Below are 22,724 nucleotides of genomic sequence, written 5' to 3'. Positions count from 1 at the left end.
CAGACATGCGGAAAGCCTCGCCGCCGTTGCGCAGCATTCCAAGGGGGATTTCGCCAGCGAAGCCGCGCTAGAATCGCCGCCTCGACTGGAACAGAACAATGAAAATTCGCGAATCCGTGTTGGCCGTGCTCGTCGCGGCCGTGCCGCTGCTTGCCGCGGCGAATCCTTCGTCCGGCACGCCCCTCCCGAAGCCGACCGTCGATGTGCGTGCGTGGCCGCGCATAACGTCGCCGAAATTCGGCTGCTATGTCGAAACAGCCTTCGGCTACCGTGACAAGCGCTTCAATTGCGCGTTGAAGCAGTACAGGAACGCCGGTGACGCGTGCAAGAACACGAAGGCCTACTACGAAGGCCCGGCGTTCCCCGACCGGCTCGCGGCCAGCGTGCATCCGCTCGCGACGAAGGTCGAGCTGGACTGGGAGCACGGCGACCTGCAGATGGTCACCGTCACGTTGAAGGGGACGTGGAACGAAGCGGATGTGCGCAAGGCGTTCGGGCTGCCCCGCGCGGAAGGGAGCAAGCTGACCGAAGCGGAGTTGCGGTCGGCGCCGGGCAACCTGATGGACACGAGTGTCCAGTATCCGTCGGCCCCGCTCGACGAGAGCCTGGCGAAGCGCCCGAGCAACCCCGCGCACGGCACGACGGCCGTGATGCTCTACGGGTTCGACCACATGGGCGCAGGCGACGCCGATTGCGGGGGCGGCGAGTAACGCGCGAGGAGGCGGCCGGCGCAGCCACCGACCGGGTGAGGAGGCGGTACGGCGCCCGGATGGCGTGCGCCGTACCGTCAGGGTCTTACTCGCTGCTCGTCCACTCGACGTTCGCGCCGACCGAGCGCAGGTTCTCGACGAAATGCGGGTGCGCGCGGCGGATCGGCAGCGCGTTCATGATTTCCGAGCGGCCTTCGATGCTCGCGGCCACCATCAGCAGCGCGATCGCGACGCGGATGATGTACGGGCTCTCGACGCGCGCCGGCGTCAGTTGCAGCCCGCCGAACGTGATCAGACGATGCGGATCGGACAGCAGCACGTGCGCGCCGAACTTCGACAGCTCGCCGGACCAGCCGAGCGCGCCGTCGTACACCTTGTTCCAGAACATCGCGCTGCCTTCCGCGCGCACGCCGAGCGCGATGAAGATCGGCAGCAGGTCGACCGGCAGGTACGGCCAAGGCGCGGCTTCGACCTTGGTGAGGATGTTCTGCGTGAACGGCCGGCGCACGCGCAGCGGGCCGTCGCGTTCCGCGCGCGACCAGCCGTCGCGGTGCGTGACGTTGACGCCGAATTTCGCGAAGGTGCGGTCGATCAGCGGGAAATGCTCGGGTGACGAGTTGCGCACCGTGATGTCGCCGCCCGTGATCGCGCCGAGCGCGAGGAACGTCGCGATCTCGTGGAAATCCTCGGCGAAGCGGAATTCGCCGCCGCCGAGCTTGCGGCCGCCCGTCACGCAGAGCCGCGACGTGCCGATGCCCTCGATCGCGACGCCGATCATCGCCAGGAACTGGCAGAACTCCTGCACGTGCGGCTCGGACGCGGCGTTCATCAGCGTCGACGTGCCGTTCGCGGCGGTCGCGCATAGCGCGAAGTTTTCGGTGGTCGTTACCGACGCATAGTCGAACCAGTGGTCGTTGGCCGTCAGCGGGCCTTCCGTGCGGACGATCAGCGAATCGGGCGTGCGCTCGATGTGCGCGCCGAAGCGCTCGAACACCTCGACGTGCGGATCGATCTCGCGCACGCCGAGCGTGCAGCCTTTCACGTCGTTCTCGAGGCGCGCGACGCCGAAGCGCGCGAGCAGCGGCGGGATCAGCATGATCGACGAGCGCATCGCTTCCGGCAGCCGATGGACGGCCGGATCGAATGTCGTGTTCCGATGGTGGAGTTCGAGCAGGCCCGTCGTGAAGTCGACCGACACGTCGCTGCCGAGCGTGCGGAAGATGTCGAGGATCTTGCGCACGTCGGTGATATCCGGCACGCCGACGAGGCGCAGCGGCTGATCGGTCAACAGGGTGGCGCACAGAATCGGCAGGACGGCGTTCTTGTTTGCAGACGGCTTGATGTCCCCGCGCAGCGGAGTGCCGCCGTGGACGATGAGATTCGACATGATATGGGGGCGTATCGGTGACTGACGTAGGCCCATATGATGCCATTGGTCGGCAGGCGGCGTGGAATGTTCGGAGGCGAAAAAGGGGAATCGGGGCGGGCAACTGACAGTGTTTGACGTCGCGCGCACGAACAAGGGGCAGCGGTGCCGTTGCCGGTCGACGTCGAGCAGTGCTGCGTGATGGCCGGCCATGTGGCGGGCCGGCCATTCGGTCAGGTTGTTACTGCGCCGCCCGCATCCGCGCGGCGACCACCAGCGAGATCAGGCAACCCGCCGCGAGGTAACCGGCGACGAGGTGCCACGAGCCGCCGCCCACGCTGACGAGGCCGACCGCGATGAACGGCGTGAACCCGCCGCCGACCACGCTCGCGAACTGGTAGCCGACGCCTGCGCCGCTATAGCGGTATTCGGCGCCGAACAACTCGGTGAACAGCGGCTGCTGGACGCTCACGACCATGTCGTGCGCGGCGTTCGCCAGCAGGATCGAGAAGATCACGATCCACGCGATCGACCGTGCCTCCAGCGCGACGAAGAACGGCACCGCGGACGCAAGGCCGATCAGCGCGCCGATCAGGTAGATGCGGCGCAGGCCGTAGCGGTCGGCCAGCCACGCGAAACACGGGATCGTCACGCAGCTCACCGCGCCCACCAGCAAGCCGATGTTCAGGAACAGGTCGCGCGACATGCCGAGGTTCGTCGTCGAATAGCTGAGCGCGAACGCGGTGACGATATACATCGTGAACAGTTCGGCAAGCCGCAGCGCGATGATCAGCAGGAATGCCTTCGGATGGCGCGTCAGCGCTTCCAGCACCGGCAGGCGCAGCTTGCGGTTGCCGTGTTCGACCTTCTCGACGAACTCCTGCGACTCGTCCATGTTCTTGCGCACCCACAGCCCGATCAGCACGAGCACGATGCTGAACACGAAGGGCAGGCGCCAGCCCCACGACTTGAACGCGGCCTCGCCCAGCGTGTGGCTCAGGATCGACACGATGCCCGTGGCGAGCACGAGGCCGACGCCGTAGCCGACCTGCACGCCGCTGCTGTAGAACGCCTTCTTCTGCTTCGGCGCGCTCTCGACGGCCATCAGTGCCGCGCCGCCCCATTCGCCGCCGACCGCGAAACCCTGGATCGCGCGCATCAGCACCAGCAGCACCGGCGCCCACCAGCCGATCGACGCGAAAGTCGGCAGCAGGCCGATCGCGACCGTCGACAGCCCCATCAGCATCACGGTCAGCACCAGCATCCGCTTGCGGCCGAGCCGGTCGCCGTAGTGGCCGAACACGACGCCGCCGAGCGGCCGGAACAGGAAGCCGACGCCGAACGTCGCGAAAGCCGCGAGCGTGCCCATCGTCGGGCTGACTTTCGGGAAGAATTCGGAATTGAATACCAGCGCGGCGACGATCCCGTACAGCAGGAAGTCGTACCAGTCGACAACGGCGCCGACGAAGCTGCCGATCGCGGCCTTGCGGGCCTGGCTGCGTATGCGGGCGCTGGCGGCGGCGTCGAGGGTGTCGAAGGTTGGGGTCATGGCGATGTCTCCTGGCACGGCGCATCGTGGAATCGTGGCGGCGCCGCGTCCGATGCTGCATTGAAGTCGATGGGTGAACGGAGAATAGGGCGCGCGCCGCATGGCGGCAATTGGCCAATCGGACAATGTGCGCGATTATCGTTCAAATCCGTGCGATTATCGAACGATTTCCGGGTTTGCACTGAGCGACGTAACGATATCCCGTTTGGCCAGGGTGTGCCGCCGTGAACGATCTGGTTAAAATTGGCAGCATTGAATATTTGCCCGTTCGGGGCGGATGCGCGGCCGCCACCCTGGCCGCGCATACCGCACGCGACGGGCGCCATCCCCATCGACCGCATGCCTCCGGAGACTGGAATGCCCGGCAATTCCCACCCCCTGTCCAGCGATACGCCGCCCGTTACCGATCCGGCTGCCAATCCGCTCGGGATGGCCGGCCTCGAATTCGTCGAATTCGCGGCGCCCGTGCCGGAAGCGCTCGCGCAACGCTTCGAGCAACTCGGGTTCAAGGCGATCGCGCGGCACGTCAGCAAGAACGTCACGCTGTACCGGCAAGGGCAGATGCATTTCCTGATCAACGCCGAGCCCGATTCGTTCGCCGCGCGCTACGCGGAGGAGTACGGGATGGGCGTCTGCGCGATCGGGCTGCGGGTGGCCAGCGCCCGGCGCGCGTTCGAGCGGGCGATCGAGCTCGGCGCGTGGGCGTTCGAGGGCGAGAAGGTCGGGGTCGGCGAGTTGAAGATTCCGGCGATCCAGGGCATCGGCGATTCGCACCTCTATTTCGTCGACCGCTGGCGCGGGCGTGACGGCCAGCGCGGTGGCGTCGGCGACATCTCGATCTTCGACATCGATTTCCGGCCGATCGACATCGCAACCGCGCATACCGATCTCGACTGCGTGGGCGTCGGGCTGCAGCAGGTCGATCATTTCACGCAGACCATCGGTGCGGGGCGCATGCAGGAGTGGCTGGATTTCTACCACGACCTGCTGCATTTTCGCGAGATCCACGAAATCGACGCGCACTGGCATGTGTCGGAGGAATCGCGCGTGATGGTGTCGCCGTGCGGCGCGGTGCGGATTCCGGTCTATGAAGAAGGCACGCGGCGCACCGAGCTGATGCATGCGTATCTGCCCGACCATCCGGGCGAGGGCGTGCAGCACGTCGCGCTGGCCACCGACGACATCCTGTCCTGCGTCGACGCGCTGCGTACGAACGGCGTCGAATTCATCGAGCCGCCGGCCCGCTATTACGACGATGTCGACGTGCGGCTGCCGGGGCATGGTGTCGATCTCGACGCGCTGCGCCGTCGCGCGGTGCTGGTCGACGGCGAGATCGGCAGCGACGGCGTGCCGCGCCTGTTCTTCCAGACCTTCGTCAAGCGCCGGCCCGGCGAGATCTTCTTCGAGGTCGTGCAGCGCAAGGGGCACCACGGGTTCGGGGAAGGGAATCTCTCGGCGCTCGCCCGCGCGCGCGACGCCGGCTAGGTGGCACCGGCGCCCGCCTCGGGCGCCACACGTTGCACGTCGAGCCTCACGCGCCGGCGGCCGGCACGCGGTTCGGCGTCATGCCCTCATTGGTGGCGGACTTGATCAGGCGGTTGCGCGCGTCAGCGGGCCGATCTGCAGTGGGCTGAACGCGGTGGACAGTTCGGCGGGTTCCATGTCGGGCAGAAGTCGGGAATGAGCTTGGCGGTCATTGTGCGTAACCCGCACCGGCGCGCATCGTCCAGGTGGATGGCCCGCACGCCACGCATGTCGCCGGCTGCGCGGCGCGGGCCTTGACGATCACGTCCGTCGCCATGTCACACTGCGGCCACGAGCGAAGATCTTGACCCGCCGATCGATCCGTTCACCTCCGGGCTCCTTGCGGTCGCGTACGGGAACCGAATCGATCGGGAGCTTGCCGGCAACCGGGGCGGGAAGCCCGCACCGTACCTGCACGCGACGGCGGCCCGTGCCATTCGTGTGCAGGCGCCGTTGCTGGTTTGCAGGCAGGCATCGTTCAATGGCGCCGTGACGAAGCGGCATGCCGCGCACGACTCGAACGACATCAGGAGAACCGCATGAGCAGCCAGTCGCAGCAGAAGCATAAGCGCCTGCCGAAACCTGCAGGGCGCCAGGCGATCCTGACCGAGCAACGTCGCCGGAAGATGGCGCGCTCGCCGCACGCGTATGTGCGCGGCAACACGGCCCGGTTCTACGAATGGCTCGTCGAAACCAACGGCAGCGCACTGCCGCACGGCCCGTCGATCTGGATCTGCGGCGATTGTCATACCGGCAATCTCGGCCCGGTTGCAAACCGCGAAGGAAAGGTCGACGTGCAGATCCGGGATCTCGACCAGACGGTCATCGGCAATCCCGTTCATGACCTGATCCGCCTCGGGCTTTCGCTGGCGACGGCCGCGCGCGGGTCGGCGCTGGCGGGCCTGACGATCGTGCACATGATGGAGGCGATGACGGCCGGTTATGCATCGGCGTTCGGCAACCGCAAAGCGAAGCTGCCCGAGCGCCCCGAACCGGTCCACCTCGTGATGAAGCAGGCCGTGCGCCGCTCATGGCGGCAACTTGCCGTCGAACGGATCCAAGGGCTCGCGCCGACGATTCCGCTCGGCCGTCGCTTCTGGCCGCTGAGCGCGAAGGAATCGCGTGCGATCGGCGAGCTGTTCCGCGACGAAGCGATCGCGGCGCTCGCCACGAGCCTCAAGGGCCGCAACGACGCGGGCAAGGTCGACGTGCTCGACGCGGCTTACTGGGTGAAGGGCTGCAGTTCGCTCGGACGGCTGCGCTACGCGGTACTGCTCGACATTGACGGGGACGTCAGCGACGGCGACGACCTGTGCCTGATGGACATCAAGGAGGGCGTGACAGCCGCCGCACCGCGCGACGAAACGGCCGCGATGCCGCGCGACAACGCCGAGCGCGTCGTGGAGGGCGCGCGGCATCTGTCGCCGGCCCTCGGGGAGCGGATGCGGGCGGCGCGCCTGCTCGATCGCGCGGTCGTGATCCGCGAACTGCTGCCGCAGGACCTGAAGCTCGACATCGATTTGCTTGCCGAGGACGATGCGTGCGAAGTCGCGCGCTATCTCGGCGCGGTGGTCGGCGCAGCCCACGCGCGCCAGATGGGCAAGCCGACGCGCGCGGCGTGGCGCACGGAGCTCGGCCGCAACCGCGCGAAGACGATCGATGCGCCGATGTGGCTGTGGAACAGCATCGTCCAGCTCGTGAGCAACCACGAAGCGGGGTATCTGGAGCATTGCCGGCGCTTCGCCGCAGGGGAGTAGCGTATCGCCGCGCGCAACAAACGATAGCCTGTCAAGCGAAGAGCCGCCCCGTCATCCCGCGTCAACGCGTTACGCTGCTCGCAACGGATGAGGGTGCGCACCCGGTGCGCTTTCCGGAGCGTCGTCGCCGAGCGGAATGAACGCCATGATCTCGAGGTCGTGTTCCGACAGCGCAGGCAGCCGGAACGGGCTCGACAGCACGTTCAGCCTCCGTACGCCAAGCTCGCGCAGGATCTGGGAGCCGATCCCCGTCACGCGTCCGTCACGGCGCGCATGGCTGGCCGGCGCCCGCGATGCGTGGCGATGCCCGCTGCGCTCACGAGCCGCGCGTCGACCGATCGGCCCATGCCGACAGCACCGGCCACTGCGCACAGCCGCGCCGGATGAAACCGGCACCCGTGCGGATCACAAGCGCACCGATCGCGAGGGCGGCCAGATCATCGAGACGGCCGAAGCCGACCAGTGCCGCGCTCATCGCGAGCGCTGCCAGCAGCGACGACAGCGCATCGGTCCGCACATGCCAGCCGCTCGCCTCGAGCAGCGCGGAGCCCGTCTCGCCCGCCTTGCGCAGCATCCAGTGCGACAGCACGGCCTTGCCGGCGAGCGTCACGACGACGAGCGAGAGCGTCATCGCGCCCGGCTGCACGACGGGCGGCGTCGCGAACCGGTTCGTCGCATGCCAGATCATTTGCACGCCGGTCGCAAAGAGCAACGCGCCGAGGCCCGCGAGCGCGAGCGGTTCGTACGTCGGGCGCCGCTCCGGCGGCAAGCGCGCGTCGAGCCGGCACGCAACGAGGATCAGTGCATCGGCCGCAAGATCGATTGCCGCGTGGGCGACGTCCGCGAGCAGCCCGGACGAATGCGCGGACCACGCCGCGACCGTCTCGACGGCGAGCAGCAGCAGGTTGATCGCGAGGCTGGCGGCGAGGGCGCGGGAGGTGGCCGCGTAAACATGGGGCGTGGCGCGCGACGTGCGCTGCATGGCGGATTCGTTTGTCGAGAGCGTGGGTCAGACCCGAACGCTACTGGTCAACGGTGGCAGCGCCATGACAGGCGCCAGGCGCGGCCCGGCCGGTCAGCGTTGCTCGTCCGCCGACGGCGGCAGCGCGGCGAAGCGAGCCGCGAGCGTCGGGCACGACCGCGCGGGCCAGATCGGGCCGAGGTCGAGCAGTGGCAGCGCGGCGCCATCGCCACGAACCCCACGACGATGAACGTCGGCACGCGCTTGGCGAACAAGCCTCGAAAGCCGGTCCGGAATGTGCGGGCTCCTTGTTCTCGCGCATTTCATTGACGCACCGGATGGATGCCGACGGCGCCGTGAAGCAGGGCGGTCGGCCTTTAATCGCGCAATGTTGACGGTCTTTTGCGCTGATTGAAGAGGCATTCTGGTGTGCGGGCGGGTTGGGAGGAGTCGGGGCGACGTATTGTGCCCAGCGATTTTGTACTCGATATAGGCCCGATACCGAATCCGCTCATCTCGACATTATAGAAATAATGTCAAATATAGACGATCGATAGATTGGATATTTAACGGTTTACGTTATATTATTTACGAAATCATCCGCCCACCCCTACCATGTCCGATTTCGCCGCCGACGAATCCCGCCTGACCGCCGAAATCGAGCGCCTCAAGGCCGACTTCCCGAAAACCCGCGAGTTGTATCGCGAAGCCTGCGCGCTGCTGTTCTTCCGCTTCGGTATCACGCCCACCGCGAACCGCCTGTACCAGCTCGTGCGCAAGGGCAGCATGAGCACGCCGACGGCCGTCCTCGGCGAGTTCTGGGCGGAGCTGAGGGAAAAGAGTCGCGTCCGTATCGAGCATCCCGATCTGCCCGCCGATCTGCAGGCGGCCGCCGGCGAACTGGTTGCAGCGCTGTGGAATCGGTCGAGCGCCGCCGCGGCCGCCGCGCTCGACGCCCTGCGCGCGGAAGTCGAAGCCGAACGAATGGCGGCGAAGGCGGAAGTCGCGGCACTGCAGGCCGAACTGGCCCGTACCGAAACCGCGCTGGAACAACGCACCGCGGCACTCCTGGCCGCGCAGGTGCGGATTCAGGAACTGGAACAGGCGAGGGCGGCGGACGACGCATCGCGACAAGCGCTGCAAGCGGATATCGAACGCCTCACGGCCGACAACGCGGAAGGCGACCGCGCACTTGCGCAGGCACGCGCGGATTTCACCACCCAACTCGACCGGCTGCGCGACGACGCCGGCCGGGCCGAGGAACGCTTGCGCGCGTCGGAGAAGCGAGCGCTGCAGGAGATCGATCGCGAGCGGCTCGCCGCCGCGCGGCTGCAGAAGGAACTCGATGCTGTGGCATTGCGCGCGGAGCAGCGCGATACGCAGCAGCGCAAGGAGGTGGCCGCGCTGCAGGCGCAACTCGGCGAGGCGCTGCATCGATGCGGCGTGCTTCAAGGGCAGCTCGACGGCGCGCAGGCGACCAATGCGGCGCGAGCCAACGAACTCGACGCGCTGCGGCGCGAAATGACAGTGCTCTCGCGCCGGTCAGCGTTGCGTGGCGCCAAGGCGGCACCGGCCGCGCAACGCGACGAGCGGAGGGCGCGCACACGAAAGCGCGCAGCCGACGCGCAGCCGCGCTAACGGGCGGGGCCCGCAAGCTAGTGTCAGCCCAAGGCGGCGCACGCCTGAAGCCTGAAGCCTGCACGCAAGCGACCGCGCCCCCTAAACCCCCGATCGCCCGCCCATCTACCGATACCAATCAACTCGACACGTACCGCGACGGCAGCGCCGGCGCGTCCGCCGGAATCGTGACGAGCGACGTATTCAGCCAGCCCTGCGGCGAGCCGTTCGACTGCGCATAGGCGCCGACGTACGGCATCATCCGCGTCGTCTGATAGACCTGCGGCGTCCACCCGGCGGGCGCGAGGAAAATCGACGTCGCGCGCTTTTCGCTATACGCGGACGCGCCGTACGTCGAGATGTTCCACAGCGTCTGCTGATACGTCGCATAGTCGGCGTTGTGCCGCGAACCGCCAGCCTGCCAGCCTTCGAGCTGGACGAACGTGTTGTACGTGCCCGCGCCCGCGAGCAGGTTGTTCACCGTGCGCCCGTACAGGAACGACAGAATCAGCCCGCAGCCTGCCGGCGCGAAATCGCTGCCGACGCTCAGGTAATAGCGGCCCGTCGTGTTCAAAACCGACGCGTAGTGCGAGTTGCCGATATCCGTCGACGTCGTCAGCCCGCTCGCGCCCATGAAGCTGTCGAACGCCTGCATCGTGACACCCGCCGGCAGGTCGCTCGTCGCGCTGATCGCGACGATATGCGAGCCGGCCGCCAGCTGCGTCAGGAACGCGGACAGCGTGCCCGCGATCCAGTTGCCCTGCGCATCGACGAACGGAAACGCGCGATAGCCCGTCAACGCGAACACCGCCGGATCCGAGCCGGCTTGCCACGCGATCTGCGGCACCCACATCGTCAGTGGGCCCGCGTTCGATGCGGTGGATACGTACTGCTTCAACGCGTCGATCAGTTGCGCATCGGCGGCGGGCAGTGCGCCATAAGCTGCGCCGTTCTGCCAGCGCTGCACCCATTGCGCGACGAAGCCCGCGAGCTGACCGCCGGTGAAGTCGGCCGGCGGCACGTAGCCGAGCGGGCCGGTACTTTGGTACGCGGACTGGATCGCCGCGGCCGTGCGCACGTTGCTGCCGAACATGCTGTTCGCGAAATCCTGGCAGTTGTTGGCCGGCGGCGTCGCGAGCTGCGCGAGCGGGACGACCCACGCGCCGTTCGCGGTCGCGACGCCGCGATACAGCGTGAGATTCGCGACCGAGTCGTGACCGGGAAACGTGGCGGCGTCGGCGCCCGACACGTAGCCGGCCGACGGTGTGACGCTGACGGTGGTCGGTTGCGACCCGAACGGATGCGTGTACGAGATCGCAAACGATGCGTCCCCGCCGGCCAGGCTGAACGATCCCGTGCAGTCGCCCCAGCTGTTCGACGCGCTGACGGCGGTCGATTGCCCGGTTGCGACCTGCGCTTGCGACGCCTGCGGCAGCGAGCCGCTCTGGCTCGCCGCGTTGCCGTACGCGAGTGTCGTCGACGGGATCGCATTGACGACGTTGATCGTGATCGAGCGGTCGGCGATGCCGTACTGGCGGGTGGACGCATCCGCGGCGCCGGTGGCGGCGAACGACGACGCGGACGTCGGGTTGCCGTCGCCGCCGCAGGCAGCCAGCGTGCCGACGAGCGGCGACAGGGTCAGCGCGGCGCCGCGCTGGATGAAGCGCCGGCGGTTCGGCGCGGACGGACGTTCGGGTTTCGAAGCGGTCATGGGCGTTCCTGGTCACGGGTTCGGGAGGCGACAACGGCGATCCGGCGCATTGCACACGTGTGCAATGCCGGTCGAAATGACTCGATTGCCGGCACATGCGCCGCGCGTATTTATGCGGGAGATCGATGAAACGCCCGCGACGAAACCGAGTCGTGCATGTGACGCCGCGCACGCGGCAGGGGGAAACGGAGCGAGGAATGCCGGCGCGACGTTTGGGCGCCCGGCGGGGATCGGGTAAAGTGCCGCTCAACATGCCGGTTCGAGGTTGCTAGACGACCGGTCTAATCGTTGCTAATATACGCCATCATGAATGCATCTTCAGGCGCGGAAGTCCGCCAGCACATCCTGAATATCGCCAAGCCGATCATGCTCCACAAGGGGTTTTCGGCGGTCGGTCTGAACGAGATTCTCGCTGCGGCGGGCATCCCGAAGGGCTCGTTCTACCATTACTTCGGCTCGAAAGAGGCATTCGGCGAAGCGCTGCTCGAATCGTATTTCGACGGCTATCTCGCGCATCTCGACAACCTGTTCAAGCATCAGGCCGGCACGGGCGCCGAGCGCCTGATGACGTACTGGAACAACTGGCTGCACACGCAATGCGCGGACGATCCGGAAGGCAAGTGCCTCGCGGTGAAGCTCGGCGCGGAAGTGTCCGACCTGTCGGAAGCGATGCGCACGGTGCTGCGGCACGGCACGAGCCAGATCATCGAGCGGCTCGCGGGCGGCATCGAGGCCGGGCTGGCCGACGGTTCGCTGAGCGGGGTCGCCGATCCGTCGTACACGGCCGCGATCCTCTACGAGCTGTGGCTGGGCGCAACGCTGCTGGAAAAGATTCACCGCAACCGCCAGCCGCTCGAAAGGGCGATGGTCGAAACGCGGCGCATGCTGAACCTGCCGCCGCTCGAGCCGAGCGGAGCGCAGTCGTAACCCGGGCGCGCACTGGCGCGCCTTGTTTTTGCCCTGATTCTAGACGACTGGTCTACTTAAGCACGCATGACGAACGCATCGCTCCGCGTTACGCTGTCCCGATTGTTCCAACCGCACGCGTGCGACCGCGACGGCCTGACCGTCGGCGCTGCCACGCGTGCGCGCTTTCTGCTGGCCCATCCCTGATCCGATCGTGCCCACGAAGCACGTTTATTCCTGTTGACGGAGACTCACATGCCGCAAACCAAGACCGCAAACCGCCAGATCATCCTGAATTCGCGCCCGGTCGGCGCGCCGACGCCGGACAACTTCCGCACCGAATCCGCTGACGTGCCGACGCCCGGCGCCGGCCAGGTGCTGCTGCGCACGGTCTGGTTGTCGCTCGACCCGTACATGCGCGGCCGGATGAGCGACGCACCGTCCTATGCGCCGCCGGCCGAACTCGGCCAGCCGATGGTCGGCGGCACCGTCAGCCAGGTCGTCTCGTCGAACCTGCCCGCGTTCCGCGAAGGCGACCTCGTGGTAGCGGGCGCCGGCTGGCAGGACTATGCGTTGTCCGACGGCCGCGACCTGATTCCGCTCGGCCGCGACCTCACGCATCCGTCATACGCGCTCGGCGTGCTCGGCATGCCGGGCTTCACCGCCTACACCGGGTTGCTGAAGATCGGCGAGCCGAAGGCCGGCGAAACCGTGGTGGTCGCGGCGGCAAGCGGGGCGGTCGGCGCGGTGGTCGGCCAGATTGCCAAGTTGAAGGGCTGCCGCGTGGTCGGCGTCGCGGGCGGCGCCGACAAGTGCACGTACGTGACCGACACGCTCGGCTTCGACGCGTGCGTCGACCATCGCGATCCGGCGTTTGCCACGAAGCTGAAGGACGCTTGCCCGAACGGCATCGACGTCTATTTCGAGAACGTCGGCGGGGCCGTGTTCGACGCGGTGTGGCCGCTGCTCAACGAGCATGCGCGCGTGCCCGTGTGCGGAATCATTGCGCATTACAACGACGCGGCATACGACGACACCGCGGTGTCGACCGGCCGTGATCGCGTGCCGGCGCTGATGGGTACGATCCTGCGCAAGCGCATCCGCGTGCAGGGTTTCATCATCCTCGATCACTATGCGACCGGTTATGCGCCGTTCCTGAAGGAGATGAGCGAATGGGTCGCGCAGGGCAAGGTGAAGACGCTGGAAGACGTCGTCCCCGATCTCACCGATGCGCCGCAAGCGCTGATCGGCCTGCTGGCCGGCAAGAACTTCGGCAAGGTCGTCGTGCGCGTGGGCCCGGACGAGTTGGCCTGATGCCGCGGCACGGCGACACACCACAGTTGCACGCTGGCGTCGCGCGACGCCGGCTTGTGGCATGCTCGATTCCGTTTCGATAGGAGTGACAAGATGGCGCTTCACGTGATTGCTTCGCTGTTCCTGAAACCCGAACACGCGGAGGCCGCCGAGGCCGTCCTGCGCAGCATGGTCGCGAAGACGCGCACCGAGCCGGGCAACCGGCGCTACGACCTGTTCCGCGAGCAGGACGGCTCGCCGAACCTGCATCTGTACGAGATCTACGACGACCAGGCTGCGTTCGACGCGCACCTCGCGAGCCCGTATTTCGTTGAATTCCGCACGAAGTCGGCCGACTGGTTCACGGCACCGCCGGTCATCAATGTGCTGTCGGGCATCGACGTGGCCGAGTAACGACGTCGGATCACCGCCGCGGCTCGTCCCACCCGGGCCGCGCGGCACCCGTCGCGCACCGCGCGACGGCGATGACAACGACGACACAGCGCGGCGCGCCATGCGCGCTGCTTCCCCAATACACCGGCCCCGGAGGCTGAATGGTCACCCTCAACATCAACGGCGAAACCCGCTCGGTCGACGCCCCCGACGACATGCCCTTGCTCTGGGTGTTGCGCGACGTCGTCGGCCTCACCGGTACGAAGTTCGGCTGCGGGATCGCGCAATGCGGCGCGTGCACGGTACATCTCGACGGCGTCGCCGCGCGCTCGTGCGTGCTGCCGGTTGCGGCCGTCGCGGGCCGCAAGATCACGACGATCGAAGCCGTCGGCGCAACGCCGGCCGGCCACAAGGTCCAGCAGGCATGGCGCGAGCTCGACGTCGTCCAGTGCGGCTACTGTCAGTCGGGGCAGGTGATGGCCGCCACCGCGCTGATCGCGTCGAACCCGAACCCGAGCGACGCCGACATCGACGCGGCGATGGCCGGCAACATCTGCCGCTGCGGCACGTACAACCGGATTCGCGCGGCCGTGAAGCAAGCCGCGAAGGAGGCCTGACATGTCGCGAGGACTGATCGAAGCCGGCCGGGCCGGTACGGGCGTATCGCGCCGTTCGTTCCTCAGGCTCGGCATGTCGCTGGGCGCGGCGGCCGGTGGCGGCCTGTTGCTCGGCTTCAGCCTGCCGGCCGCGGGCGACGATGCACGCCGGTCGGTGATCGGCGGCGACGGCGACGAAACCCCGCGCGCCGGCGTGTTCGCACCGAACGCGTTCGTGCAGATCGACCGCGCCGGCAAGGTCACGCTGGTGATGCCGAAGGTCGAGATGGGGCAGGGCGTCTATACGGCGCTGCCGATGCTGATCGCCGAGGAACTCGAAGTGCCGCTGTCGAGCGTGACGCTCGACCATGCGCCGCCGAACGAGAAGCTGTTCCTCGATCCGCTGCTCGGCGGCCAGCTCACCGGCGGCTCGACGTCGGTGCGCTATGCATGGGAACCGCTGCGCCGCGCTGGCGCGACCGCCCGTACGCTGCTGGTCTCGGCCGCCGCGAAGCAATGGAACGTCGATCCCGCATCCTGCCGCGCCGCGAACGGCGAAGTGCAGCATTCGCCGAGCGGCCGACGCGCGTCGTACGGCCAGCTCGCCGATGCGGCGGCGAAGCTGCCGGTGCCGAAGGACGTCGCGCTGAAAAAACCGGCCGATTTCAAGCTGATCGGCACGCCCGCGAAGCGGCTCGATTCGCCGGAAAAAGTCGACGGCACGGCCCAGTTCGGGCTCGACGTGCGCCTGCCCGGCATGCTGTACGCGGTGATCGTGAACAGCCCGGTGTTCGGCGGCACGGTGGCGAGCGTCGACGACACGGCAGCGAAGAAGATCCCCGGCGTGCGCCAGGTCGTGCGCATCGACAACGCGGTGGCGGTGGTCGGCGATCACACGTGGGCCGCGAAGCGCGGCGCATCGGCGCTCGTCGTGAAGTGGAACGAGGGCGCGGGCGCGAAGGTCTCGACGAAGGATCTGTTCGCGGATCTCGCGCGGGCGGCGGCGAACGGCAAGGGCGCGGTCGCACGCAAGGACGGTGACGTCGACAAGGCATTCGCGAATGCGAAGACGCGCGTCGACGCCGTCTACGAACAGCCGTTGCTCGCGCACGCGACGATGGAACCGGTGAACTGCACGGTGCACGTGCGCGGCGACGGCTGCGAGATCTGGGTCGGCACGCAGGTGCCGACGCGCGCGGTCGACACCGTGCAGCAGCTCACGAGCTTTCCGCCGGAGAAGATCGTCGTGCACAACCACCTGCTCGGCGGCGGTTTCGGCCGGCGGCTCGAAACGGACATGATCGGTCAGGCGGTGAAGATCGCCAAACAAGTCAACGCGCCCGTGAAGGTGATCTGGACGCGCGAGGAAGACGTGCAGCACGACATGTACCGGCCGTGCTACTACGACAGGATTTCGGCCGGCCTCGACGCGAACGGCAAGCCGGTCGCGTGGCAGCACCGCATCGTCGGCTCGTCGATCATCGCGCGCTTCGCGCCGCCGGCGTTCCAGCACGGTGTCGATCCCGATGCGGTCGAGGTCGCGGCCGAGTTGCCGTACGACCTGCCGAACCAGCTGGTCGACTACGTGCGCCAGGAGCCGCGCCACGTGCCGACCGCGTTCTGGCGCGGCGTCGGCCCGACGCGCGGCACGTTCGTGGTCGAGAGCTTCATCGACGAACTGGCCGCGCAGACCAAGACCGACCCGGTGCAATACCGCCGCGCGCTGCTCGGCAAGACGCCGCGCGCGCTCAACGTGCTCGACGTCGCGACGAAGGCGGCCGGCTGGGGCGGCCCGGCGCTGCCGACGGGGCAAGGGCGCGGCGTCTCGGTGATGCACGCGTTCGGCAGCTTCTTCTCGATCGTCGTCGATGTCGCGGTGGATAACGGCGAGGTGCAGGTGAAGCGTGTCGTGTGCGCGGTCGATTGCGGCATGGTCGTCAACCCGAACACGATCGAGGCGCAGGTGCAGGGCGGCATCGTCTTCGGGATCACGGGCGCGCTGTACGGCGAGATCACGATCGAGGACGGACGCGTCATGCAGAGCAACTTCACCGACTACCGGATGCTGCGGATCAACGAGACGCCGCCGATCGACGTGCATCTGGTGAAAAGCGGTGAAGCGCCGGGCGGGATCGGCGAGCCGGGCACGGCCGCGACGGCCGCGGCGCTGTCGAACGCGATCTTCGCGGCGACCGGCAAGCGGCTGCGCAAGCTGCCGGTCGGCGACCAGTTGAAGACGGCGTAAGGGGAGGCGACGACCATGCGAAACCTCACCCTGAAGATGCTCGGCGCGTCGTTGTTTGCCGTGTCTGCGCTGCTGGCCGGCACGGCCGCCCATGCCGCTCAGACGGCACCGGCCGACAGCGCGCTCGTCGCCCGCGGCGCGTATCTCGCGAAAGCGGGCGACTGCGTCGCGTGCCACACCGCGCCGCGCGGCACGCCGTTCGCCGGCGGCCTGAAAATGGTCACGCCGATGGGCGCGATCTACACGACCAACATCACGCCCGATCCGGAAACGGGCATCGGCGGCTATACGGAAGCCGAGTTCGCGAGTGCGCTCCGCGCGGGCGTCGCGAAGGACGGCCATCACCTGTATCCGGCGATGCCGTACCCGTCGTACGCGAAGCTGAAGGACGACGACGTGACGGCGCTGTACGCGTATTTCATGCACGGCGTCGAGCCGGTGAAGCAGGCGAACCGGCCGTCGGACATCCCGTGGCCGCTCAACATGCGCTGGCCGCTCGCGTTGTGGAACATGGCGTTCCTCGACACGACGCCCTATGCCGACAAGCCGGCCAAGGACGCGATGTGGAACCGCGGCGCGTATCTGGTGCAGGGGCTCGGGCACTGCGGGTCGTGCCACACGCCGCGCGGCGTCGGCTTCCAGGAGAAGGCGCTCGACGAAGGCGGCGCGGCGTTCCTGTCGGGCGCGCCGATCGACAACTGGTTCGCGTCGAACCTGACCGGCGAGCCGAACACGGGGCTGGGCCGCTGGAACGAGGCCGAGGTCGCGCAATTCCTGAAGACCGGCGCGAACCGTCATGCGACCGCGTTCGGCTCGATGGTCAGCGTGATCAACCACAGCACGCAGGCGCTCTCCGACGACGATCTGGCGGCGATTTCGCGTTACCTGAAATCGCTGCCGGCGGCGGGCGGTACGGGCGCGCCGCCGTACAGCTACGATCCGAAAGCGACGCAGGCAGCACTGGGCCGGCCGGCAGCCGATCCGGGCGCGAAGGTGTATAACGCTTACTGCCTGCATTGCCACGGCGCGGACGGGCGCGGCTACGCGCCGCTGCTCGCGCCGCTCGCCGGCAATCCGAACGTGCTCGAAGCCGATGCCGCGTCGCTGATCAACGTGACGCTGAACGGCAGCGACACGCTCGTGATCGATGGTGTGCCGTCCGCGTATCCGATGCCGGCGTTCTCGAACCAGTTGAACGACCGGCAGATCGCCGACGTGCTGACGTTCATGCGCGCCGGCTGGAACAACGGCGCGCCGGCCGTGCAGGCGGCGGACGTCGCGAAACTTCGCAAGGCGACGGCGGCCGCGCGCTGAGCGCGGCCCCATGCGGAACGATGGCGGGCCGGTGTGCCTGCCGTCACTGCCGCCGGGTGCGTGCCTGCCCCGGCGGCGTGGCTTTTTTCTGTCTTTTCCTGTCAACCGGCGCGTGGCCGTTCGCGGCAGCGCGCGTTTATCGACGCAATGTAGGGGTGTCTGGATGGCTAACGTGACTTATACGGATACGCAACTGCTGATCGACGGCGAGTGGGTTGACGCCGCGAGCGGCAAGACGATCGACGTCGTGAACCCGGCGACCGGCAAGCCGATCGGCAAGGTGGCTCACGCGGGCATCGCCGATCTCGACCGTGCGCTCGCCGCCGCGCAACGCGGCTTCGAGGCATGGCGCAAGGTGCCCGCGCACGAGCGCGCGGCGACGATGCGCAAGGCGGCCGCGCTGGTGCGTGAACGCGCCGACGCGATCGCGCAGTTGATGACGCAGGAGCAGGGCAAGCCGCTCACCGAAGCGCGCGTCGAAGTGCTGTCGGCAGCGGACATCATCGAATGGTTCGCGGACGAAGGCCGCCGCGTGTACGGCCGGATCGTGCCGCCGCGCAACCTTGCCGCACAGCAGACCGTCGTGAAGGAGCCGGTCGGCCCGGTCGCCGCTTTCACGCCGTGGAATTTCCCGGTCAACCAGGTCGTGCGCAAGCTGAGCGCCGCACTGGCAACCGGCTGCTCGTTCCTCGTGAAAGCGCCGGAAGAAACCCCCGCCTCGCCGGCCGCGCTGCTGCGCGCATTCGTCGACGCGGGTGTGCCGGCCGGCGTGATCGGCCTCGTGTACGGCGATCCGGCTGAAATCTCGTCGTACCTGATCCCGCACCCGGTGATCCGCAAGGTGACGTTCACAGGTTCGACGCCGGTCGGCAAGCAACTCGCCGCGATGGCGGGCCTGCACATGAAGCGCGCGACGATGGAGCTGGGCGGCCACGCGCCGGTGATCGTCGCCGAGGACGCCGACGTCGCGCTGGCGGTGAAAGCCGCCGGCGGCGCGAAATTCCGCAACGCGGGGCAGGTCTGCATTTCGCCGACGCGCTTTCTCGTGCACAACAGCATTCGCGACGAATTCACACGCGCGCTGGTCAAGCATGCCGAAGGGCTGAAGGTCGGCAACGGCCTCGAGGAGGGCACGACGCTCGGCGCGCTCGCGAACCCGCGACGGCTCACCGCGATGGCGTCGGTCGTCGACAACGCGCGCAAGGTCGGCGCGAGCATCGAAACCGGCGGTGAACGGATCGGCTCGGAAGGCAACTTCTTCGCGCCGACCGTGATCGCGAACGTGCCGCTCGAAGCGGACGTGTTCAACAACGAGCCGTTCGGCCCGGTCGCGGCGATCCGCGGTTTCGACAAGCTCGAGGACGCGATCGCGGAAGCGAACCGCCTGCCGTTCGGTCTCGCCGGCTACGCGTTCACGCGTTCGTTCGCGAACGTGCACCTGCTCACGCAGCGCCTCGAAGTCGGCATGCTGTGGATCAACCAGCCGGCAACGCCGTGGCCGGAAATGCCGTTCGGCGGCGTGAAGGACTCCGGCTACGGGTCGGAAGGCGGGCCGGAAGCGCTGGAGCCGTATCTCGTCACGAAATCGGTGACAGTGATGGCCGTCTGACGGTCGTCAATCGATCGCGTGCGCGGCGCTGTCGGCGTTGCGCACGCGATCGGCGCAGGTCGGGCGGTACGCCCGGCTTTCGTCAGTTCTCCTGCCAGCCGCATTCGAACGGCAACCACCCTGGTATTTCAATACGCGCGTCACTGCGGGTCGATTGTTTCGATTCAGTCACCAGCCACGACATACGCGACACCACGCCCCTCGGTGAATGGCACCGGCACCCGGTGCCTGCCCGATCGGAACCCGATCCGCTCGACACCGCTCAGGTCAAGTCGTCAGCCACCTGGCAAGTACGGACTGCACCTCGTACCCGAGTGCCACGCTTTTTGGTATAGGTTATCCAGAAGAAACCATAACAACCGGTGCGTCAGCGTCGGCCCAACCTGAGAGGAAACGGATGCATCCGCGGTCGGCAGCGCCGTACTACGTTGTGCTGGCGGGGATCTTGATAGCGTGCGCGCTGATGGGCCTCTGCGTGTTGCAGTTGTTTCAAAGCCGTCACGACGCGCTCGATCGCGCACGCGATACGTCGCGGAACCTGGCGCTCGTCGCCGAGCGCGACATCGAACGCAATATCGAGCTGTACGGCCTGTCGCTGGACGCGGTGATTCAGGGCTTGCAGCAGCCGGACGTCATGGCGGCCTCGCCGGCATTGCGGCGCGGCGTCCTGTTCGATCACGCGATGACGGCGAAATTTCTCGGCTCGATGCTCGTGCTGGACGCGGCCGGCAACATCGTCCTGGATTCGGCGAACGACATACCGCGACAGGGCAATTTCGGCGACCGCAAGTACTTTACGGTTCACCGGGACAATCCGGACGTCGGGCTTTACATCAGCGATCCCTATGCGTCCCGCCTGCGCGGCGGCTCGCTCAGCGTGGCGCTGACGCGCCGCGTATCGAATCCGGACGGCTCATTCGGCGGCATCGTGATGATCGCGGTCAATCTCGAGTATTTCCACACGCTGTTCGCCGGCCTCGCGCTCGGCTCGCACGGCGCGATTTCGCTGATCGGTACGGACGGCATCATGTTCATGCGCCAGCCGTACGACGTGCACACCGTCGGCCGCGACCTCAGCAAGGCGGCGACGTTTCGCCACTTCCTGAGCGCGCCGGAAGGCTCGTTCCTCGACACCTCGACGATCGACAAAGTGCGCCGCCTCTACTACTTCAAGACGCTGCCGCATCTGCCGCTGATCATCATGGTCGCCGAAGCGGAGCAGGACATCTACGCCGCATGGCGGCGCCGGGCGATCATGATCGGGGTGCTGGTGGCGACCTTCGGCGCGGCGTTCATCGTGCTGTCCTGCATGCTGGGCGTCCAGCTGCGGCGCAGGATGCGGGCCGAATCCGAGCTGGTCATGCTCGCACGCACCGACGGCCTCACCGGGCTCAACAATCGGCGCTCGTTCGGGGAAGTGCTGGACCTCGAATGGCGTCGCGCACGCCGTGCCCGCTCGGTGTTTTCGCTGCTGTTCGTCGACGTCGACCGCTTCAAGGCCTACAACGACACGTATGGTCACCAGGCCGGCGACGACGCGCTGGCGGCGGTGGCACGGTGCATCGGCGACAACATCCGGCGACCCGCGGACACCGCGGCCCGCTATGGCGGCGAGGAATTCGTCGTGATCCTGCCCGATACGCCGGCCACGGGCGCTACGGAGATCGCCGAGCGGATTCGTGCGGCCATCGACGGGCTTGCGATCGAACATGCGGAAAGCGAATTCGGGCGCGTCACCGCGAGTATCGGCGTGGCAAGCTGGGCCCCCGAGCAGGAAGGGGAGGTCGAGTCGGTGATCAAGGCGGCCGACGAGGCGTTGTATCACGCGAAGGAAACGGGGCGAAACAAGGTTGCCTCGCATGAAACGGGCACCTGAGACCACCGCCGGCACGCATCGCCCATTGCCGATGGCGGGCGTGCCGTTCGACGCTCAATGCCGGCCGCTGCCGCGATAGCTTTCCACTTCCGCGTCGTACGCCGCCAGAAACGCCTTGCCGAACACCGACGCGAAATCGTCCTCGATCGCGAACACCGTGTCGCGATGGGTCGCCGCGTAGCGATCCCACATCCTCGCCTTGTACAGCACGGGCACGCGCTTCTCGTACCAGCGCATCGCGTCGTCACGCTCGCGCAGGCGTTGCGGCGAAAAGCGCGTCAGCAGGTCCATCAACGCGGCGCGCATGCCGGCAACCATGCCGATCTGGTGTGCATGCAGATCCTGGAACGCGTCGCTGACCGCGCTCTGCGGCGACATGAAGCCCGGCAGCGGCAACCCGAACATCTGCCGCAGCATGGCGCCGCCGTCCGGCAGCAGCTTCAGCGGGTTGTTCTCGCGATCGAGCAGCATCGTCATGTGCGCCTTCACCTCGCGCTTCAGGATGCTGCGCGACGACAGCAGCTCGACCGTGCCGTTCGCGAACAGCGCCAGCAACTGGCCCGCGATGAACAGTTGTTCGGCCGACCACTGATGCGACTCGGCGGCCGTATCCAGCCCCGCGCCTTCGAAGAACGCGCTCAGCAGTTCATCGGGCATCGGCGCGCGCGCGGCAGCTGGCTGAACACGCACGTGGTGCGTCCACTCGGGCGCATGGTCGGCCTGTGTCGTGGACGGTGCTTCGCGATCCGCATTGCCGCGATCGACCTGCGGCGCGACGCCCGTTGTGCCGATATCGCCCGATGATTGCGCGAACAGGTCGAGCGGATCGATCGACAACTGGTTGAGGTCGCGCTGCGATGGTGCGGGCGGTACGGTCTGCGCTGCGCGATTCGCCGGCTGGGTTGCGTCCGCCCGTGCGGGGCCGCCTGGTCGTGCGCTGGCGTCCGCCGCCTTGCCGCGCGGCGCGAGACGATCCTGGAGAAGCCCCCACAGCCGGTTGCCGGCGCCTTTCGTGTCGACCCGCGAAGACGATGCTTGCATGGGGGCCGCTGAAGCGCGTGCCGGGCACACATTTCATCATCGACGATCAAGGATACGAAGATGTGTGGCAGGAGCCGGCCTGAAATCGTCGCGGCAGTCGACCGCCGGGTCAATGATCGTCGCAACTCGGTTTGCGTGCAATTTTTATTTTACATAACGTGAATTATCGATAGCTTGTGTTGTAGTAGCTTTTTAGAAATGTCGTGTTCTAGCCATTTAGAAATGTCGCGTTTGGACCTCGGTAAGCTTGCCGGCT

The 22,724-nt window shown here is 67.3% G+C and carries 17 protein-coding genes and 2 pseudogenes; 12 read left to right on the top strand and 7 right to left on the bottom strand.

Annotation, left to right across the window (positions count from 1 at the left end; genetic code table 11):
• The first annotated feature begins 98 nt into the window (after window positions 1–98).
• Window positions 99–710: a hypothetical protein gene (locus HWX36_RS00090; RefSeq protein ID WP_175950273.1), complete on the top strand. Its 612-nt coding sequence runs from the start codon at window positions 99–101 to the stop codon at window positions 708–710.
• 85 nt (window positions 711–795) lie between these two features.
• Here the strand turns inward: HWX36_RS00090 and HWX36_RS00085 are convergent, their stop codons facing one another.
• Window positions 796–2,097, bottom strand: coding sequence for a UDP-N-acetylglucosamine 1-carboxyvinyltransferase (locus tag HWX36_RS00085; RefSeq protein WP_175950272.1), 1,302 nt, complete (start codon window positions 2,095–2,097; stop codon window positions 796–798).
• A gap of 220 nt (window positions 2,098–2,317) precedes the next feature.
• On the bottom strand, window positions 2,318–3,625 hold the full coding sequence (gene shiA / locus HWX36_RS00080; RefSeq protein WP_175950271.1) for a shikimate transporter: 1,308 nt from the start codon (window positions 3,623–3,625) through the stop codon (window positions 2,318–2,320).
• Window positions 3,626–3,982: 357 nt separating this feature from the next.
• On the opposite strand from shiA, the gene HWX36_RS00075 reads away from it, so the two are divergent.
• Both HWX36_RS00075 and HWX36_RS00070 read left to right on the top strand, forming a co-directional pair.
• Entirely contained in the window at window positions 3,983–5,110 is a 1,128-nt protein-coding gene (locus HWX36_RS00075) for a VOC family protein (RefSeq protein WP_175950270.1), read from the top strand.
• A gap of 578 nt (window positions 5,111–5,688) precedes the next feature.
• On the top strand, window positions 5,689–6,906 hold the full coding sequence (locus tag HWX36_RS00070) for a DUF2252 family protein (protein WP_175950269.1): 1,218 nt from the start codon (window positions 5,689–5,691) through the stop codon (window positions 6,904–6,906).
• A 69-nt stretch (window positions 6,907–6,975) separates the two neighbouring features.
• On the opposite strand, the gene HWX36_RS37550 is transcribed toward HWX36_RS00070, so the two are convergent.
• From HWX36_RS37550 to HWX36_RS36905, 3 genes and pseudogenes are all read right to left on the bottom strand, one after another.
• Entirely contained in the window at window positions 6,976–7,278 is a 303-nt protein-coding gene (locus HWX36_RS37550; protein ID WP_279613369.1) for a hypothetical protein, read from the bottom strand.
• Window positions 7,223–7,888, bottom strand: a complete 666-nt coding sequence (locus HWX36_RS00060; protein WP_175950268.1) for a cation diffusion facilitator family transporter — start codon at window positions 7,886–7,888, stop codon at window positions 7,223–7,225. Before HWX36_RS00060 ends, HWX36_RS37550 begins: the two co-directional genes overlap by 56 nt.
• A gap of 93 nt (window positions 7,889–7,981) precedes the next feature.
• Window positions 7,982–8,095, bottom strand: a pseudogene (locus HWX36_RS36905) (LysR family transcriptional regulator); the annotation flags it as partial.
• A gap of 387 nt (window positions 8,096–8,482) precedes the next feature.
• Here HWX36_RS36905 and HWX36_RS00055 point away from each other — a divergent pair.
• Window positions 8,483–9,505, top strand: coding sequence for a DNA-binding protein (locus HWX36_RS00055; protein WP_175950267.1), 1,023 nt, complete (start codon window positions 8,483–8,485; stop codon window positions 9,503–9,505).
• A 118-nt stretch (window positions 9,506–9,623) separates the two neighbouring features.
• On the opposite strand, the gene HWX36_RS00050 is transcribed toward HWX36_RS00055, so the two are convergent.
• Window positions 9,624–11,195: a hypothetical protein gene (locus HWX36_RS00050; protein WP_175950266.1), complete on the bottom strand. Its 1,572-nt coding sequence runs from the start codon at window positions 11,193–11,195 to the stop codon at window positions 9,624–9,626.
• A gap of 306 nt (window positions 11,196–11,501) precedes the next feature.
• Between HWX36_RS00050 and HWX36_RS00045 the strand changes: the two genes are divergently transcribed.
• The 8 genes from HWX36_RS00045 to HWX36_RS00010 all read left to right on the top strand — a co-directional run bounded on the left by HWX36_RS00045 (window position 11,502) and on the right by HWX36_RS00010 (window position 21,427).
• Window positions 11,502–12,122 (top strand): TetR/AcrR family transcriptional regulator, encoded by a 621-nt coding sequence (locus HWX36_RS00045; protein ID WP_175950265.1) that lies wholly within the window; start codon window positions 11,502–11,504, stop codon window positions 12,120–12,122.
• A gap of 234 nt (window positions 12,123–12,356) precedes the next feature.
• Window positions 12,357–13,415, top strand: a complete 1,059-nt coding sequence (locus HWX36_RS00040; RefSeq protein WP_175950264.1) for an NADP-dependent oxidoreductase — start codon at window positions 12,357–12,359, stop codon at window positions 13,413–13,415.
• A 93-nt stretch (window positions 13,416–13,508) separates the two neighbouring features.
• Window positions 13,509–13,808: a putative quinol monooxygenase gene (locus HWX36_RS00035; RefSeq protein WP_175950263.1), complete on the top strand. Its 300-nt coding sequence runs from the start codon at window positions 13,509–13,511 to the stop codon at window positions 13,806–13,808.
• Window positions 13,809–13,948: 140 nt separating this feature from the next.
• Window positions 13,949–14,404, top strand: a complete 456-nt coding sequence (locus HWX36_RS00030; RefSeq protein WP_175950262.1) for a (2Fe-2S)-binding protein — start codon at window positions 13,949–13,951, stop codon at window positions 14,402–14,404.
• Window position 14,405: 1 nt separating this feature from the next.
• Window positions 14,406–16,628, top strand: coding sequence for a xanthine dehydrogenase family protein molybdopterin-binding subunit (locus HWX36_RS00025; protein ID WP_175950261.1), 2,223 nt, complete (start codon window positions 14,406–14,408; stop codon window positions 16,626–16,628).
• A 15-nt stretch (window positions 16,629–16,643) separates the two neighbouring features.
• The gene (locus tag HWX36_RS00020; protein ID WP_175950260.1) at window positions 16,644–17,942 is read left to right on the top strand and encodes a cytochrome c; all 1,299 of its coding nucleotides are present in this window, start codon (window positions 16,644–16,646) and stop codon (window positions 17,940–17,942) included.
• 163 nt (window positions 17,943–18,105) lie between these two features.
• Complete coding sequence (locus HWX36_RS00015) at window positions 18,106–19,551, top strand: NAD-dependent succinate-semialdehyde dehydrogenase (protein ID WP_069748211.1); 1,446 nt, start codon at window positions 18,106–18,108, stop codon at window positions 19,549–19,551.
• Between the two features lie 397 nt (window positions 19,552–19,948).
• A complete protein-coding gene (locus HWX36_RS00010; protein ID WP_175950785.1) occupies window positions 19,949–21,427 on the top strand; it encodes a diguanylate cyclase in 1,479 nt (492 codons plus the stop codon).
• A gap of 54 nt (window positions 21,428–21,481) precedes the next feature.
• Here HWX36_RS00010 and tagH read toward each other — a convergent pair.
• Window positions 21,482–22,489, bottom strand: a pseudogene (gene tagH / locus HWX36_RS00005) (type VI secretion system-associated FHA domain protein TagH); the annotation flags it as partial.
• Between the last annotated feature and the right edge of the window lie 235 nt (window positions 22,490–22,724).

The organism is Burkholderia sp. BCC0405, assembly GCF_902833075.1.
Taxonomy (GTDB): Bacteria; Pseudomonadota; Gammaproteobacteria; order Burkholderiales; family Burkholderiaceae; genus Burkholderia.
The sequence above is the reverse complement of the archived record's forward strand: the minus strand, read 5'-3'. Positions and strand labels throughout refer to the sequence as shown.

Excerpts from the sequence above, each read along its gene's own strand:
- HWX36_RS00010 (WP_175950785.1), top strand. The coding sequence starts at position 19,949 with ATGCATCCGCGGTCGGCAGCGCCGTACTACGTTGTGCTGGCGGGGATC.
- HWX36_RS00025 (WP_175950261.1), top strand. The coding sequence starts at position 14,406 with ATGTCGCGAGGACTGATCGAAGCCGGCCGGGCCGGTACGGGCGTATCG.
- HWX36_RS00020 (WP_175950260.1), top strand. The coding sequence starts at position 16,644 with ATGCGAAACCTCACCCTGAAGATGCTCGGCGCGTCGTTGTTTGCCGTG.
- HWX36_RS00030 (WP_175950262.1), top strand. The coding sequence starts at position 13,949 with ATGGTCACCCTCAACATCAACGGCGAAACCCGCTCGGTCGACGCCCCC.
- HWX36_RS00090 (WP_175950273.1), top strand. The coding sequence starts at position 99 with ATGAAAATTCGCGAATCCGTGTTGGCCGTGCTCGTCGCGGCCGTGCCG.
- HWX36_RS00015 (WP_069748211.1), top strand. The coding sequence starts at position 18,106 with ATGGCTAACGTGACTTATACGGATACGCAACTGCTGATCGACGGCGAG.
- HWX36_RS00060 (WP_175950268.1), bottom strand. The coding sequence starts at position 7,888 with ATGCAGCGCACGTCGCGCGCCACGCCCCATGTTTACGCGGCCACCTCC.
- HWX36_RS00075 (WP_175950270.1), top strand. The coding sequence starts at position 3,983 with ATGCCCGGCAATTCCCACCCCCTGTCCAGCGATACGCCGCCCGTTACC.
- HWX36_RS00040 (WP_175950264.1), top strand. The coding sequence starts at position 12,357 with ATGCCGCAAACCAAGACCGCAAACCGCCAGATCATCCTGAATTCGCGC.
- HWX36_RS00045 (WP_175950265.1), top strand. The coding sequence starts at position 11,502 with ATGAATGCATCTTCAGGCGCGGAAGTCCGCCAGCACATCCTGAATATC.
- HWX36_RS00070 (WP_175950269.1), top strand. The coding sequence starts at position 5,689 with ATGAGCAGCCAGTCGCAGCAGAAGCATAAGCGCCTGCCGAAACCTGCA.
- HWX36_RS00035 (WP_175950263.1), top strand. The coding sequence starts at position 13,509 with ATGGCGCTTCACGTGATTGCTTCGCTGTTCCTGAAACCCGAACACGCG.
- HWX36_RS00050 (WP_175950266.1), bottom strand. The coding sequence starts at position 11,195 with ATGACCGCTTCGAAACCCGAACGTCCGTCCGCGCCGAACCGCCGGCGC.
- shiA (WP_175950271.1), bottom strand. The coding sequence starts at position 3,625 with ATGACCCCAACCTTCGACACCCTCGACGCCGCCGCCAGCGCCCGCATA.
- HWX36_RS00055 (WP_175950267.1), top strand. The coding sequence starts at position 8,483 with ATGTCCGATTTCGCCGCCGACGAATCCCGCCTGACCGCCGAAATCGAG.
- HWX36_RS00085 (WP_175950272.1), bottom strand. The coding sequence starts at position 2,097 with ATGTCGAATCTCATCGTCCACGGCGGCACTCCGCTGCGCGGGGACATC.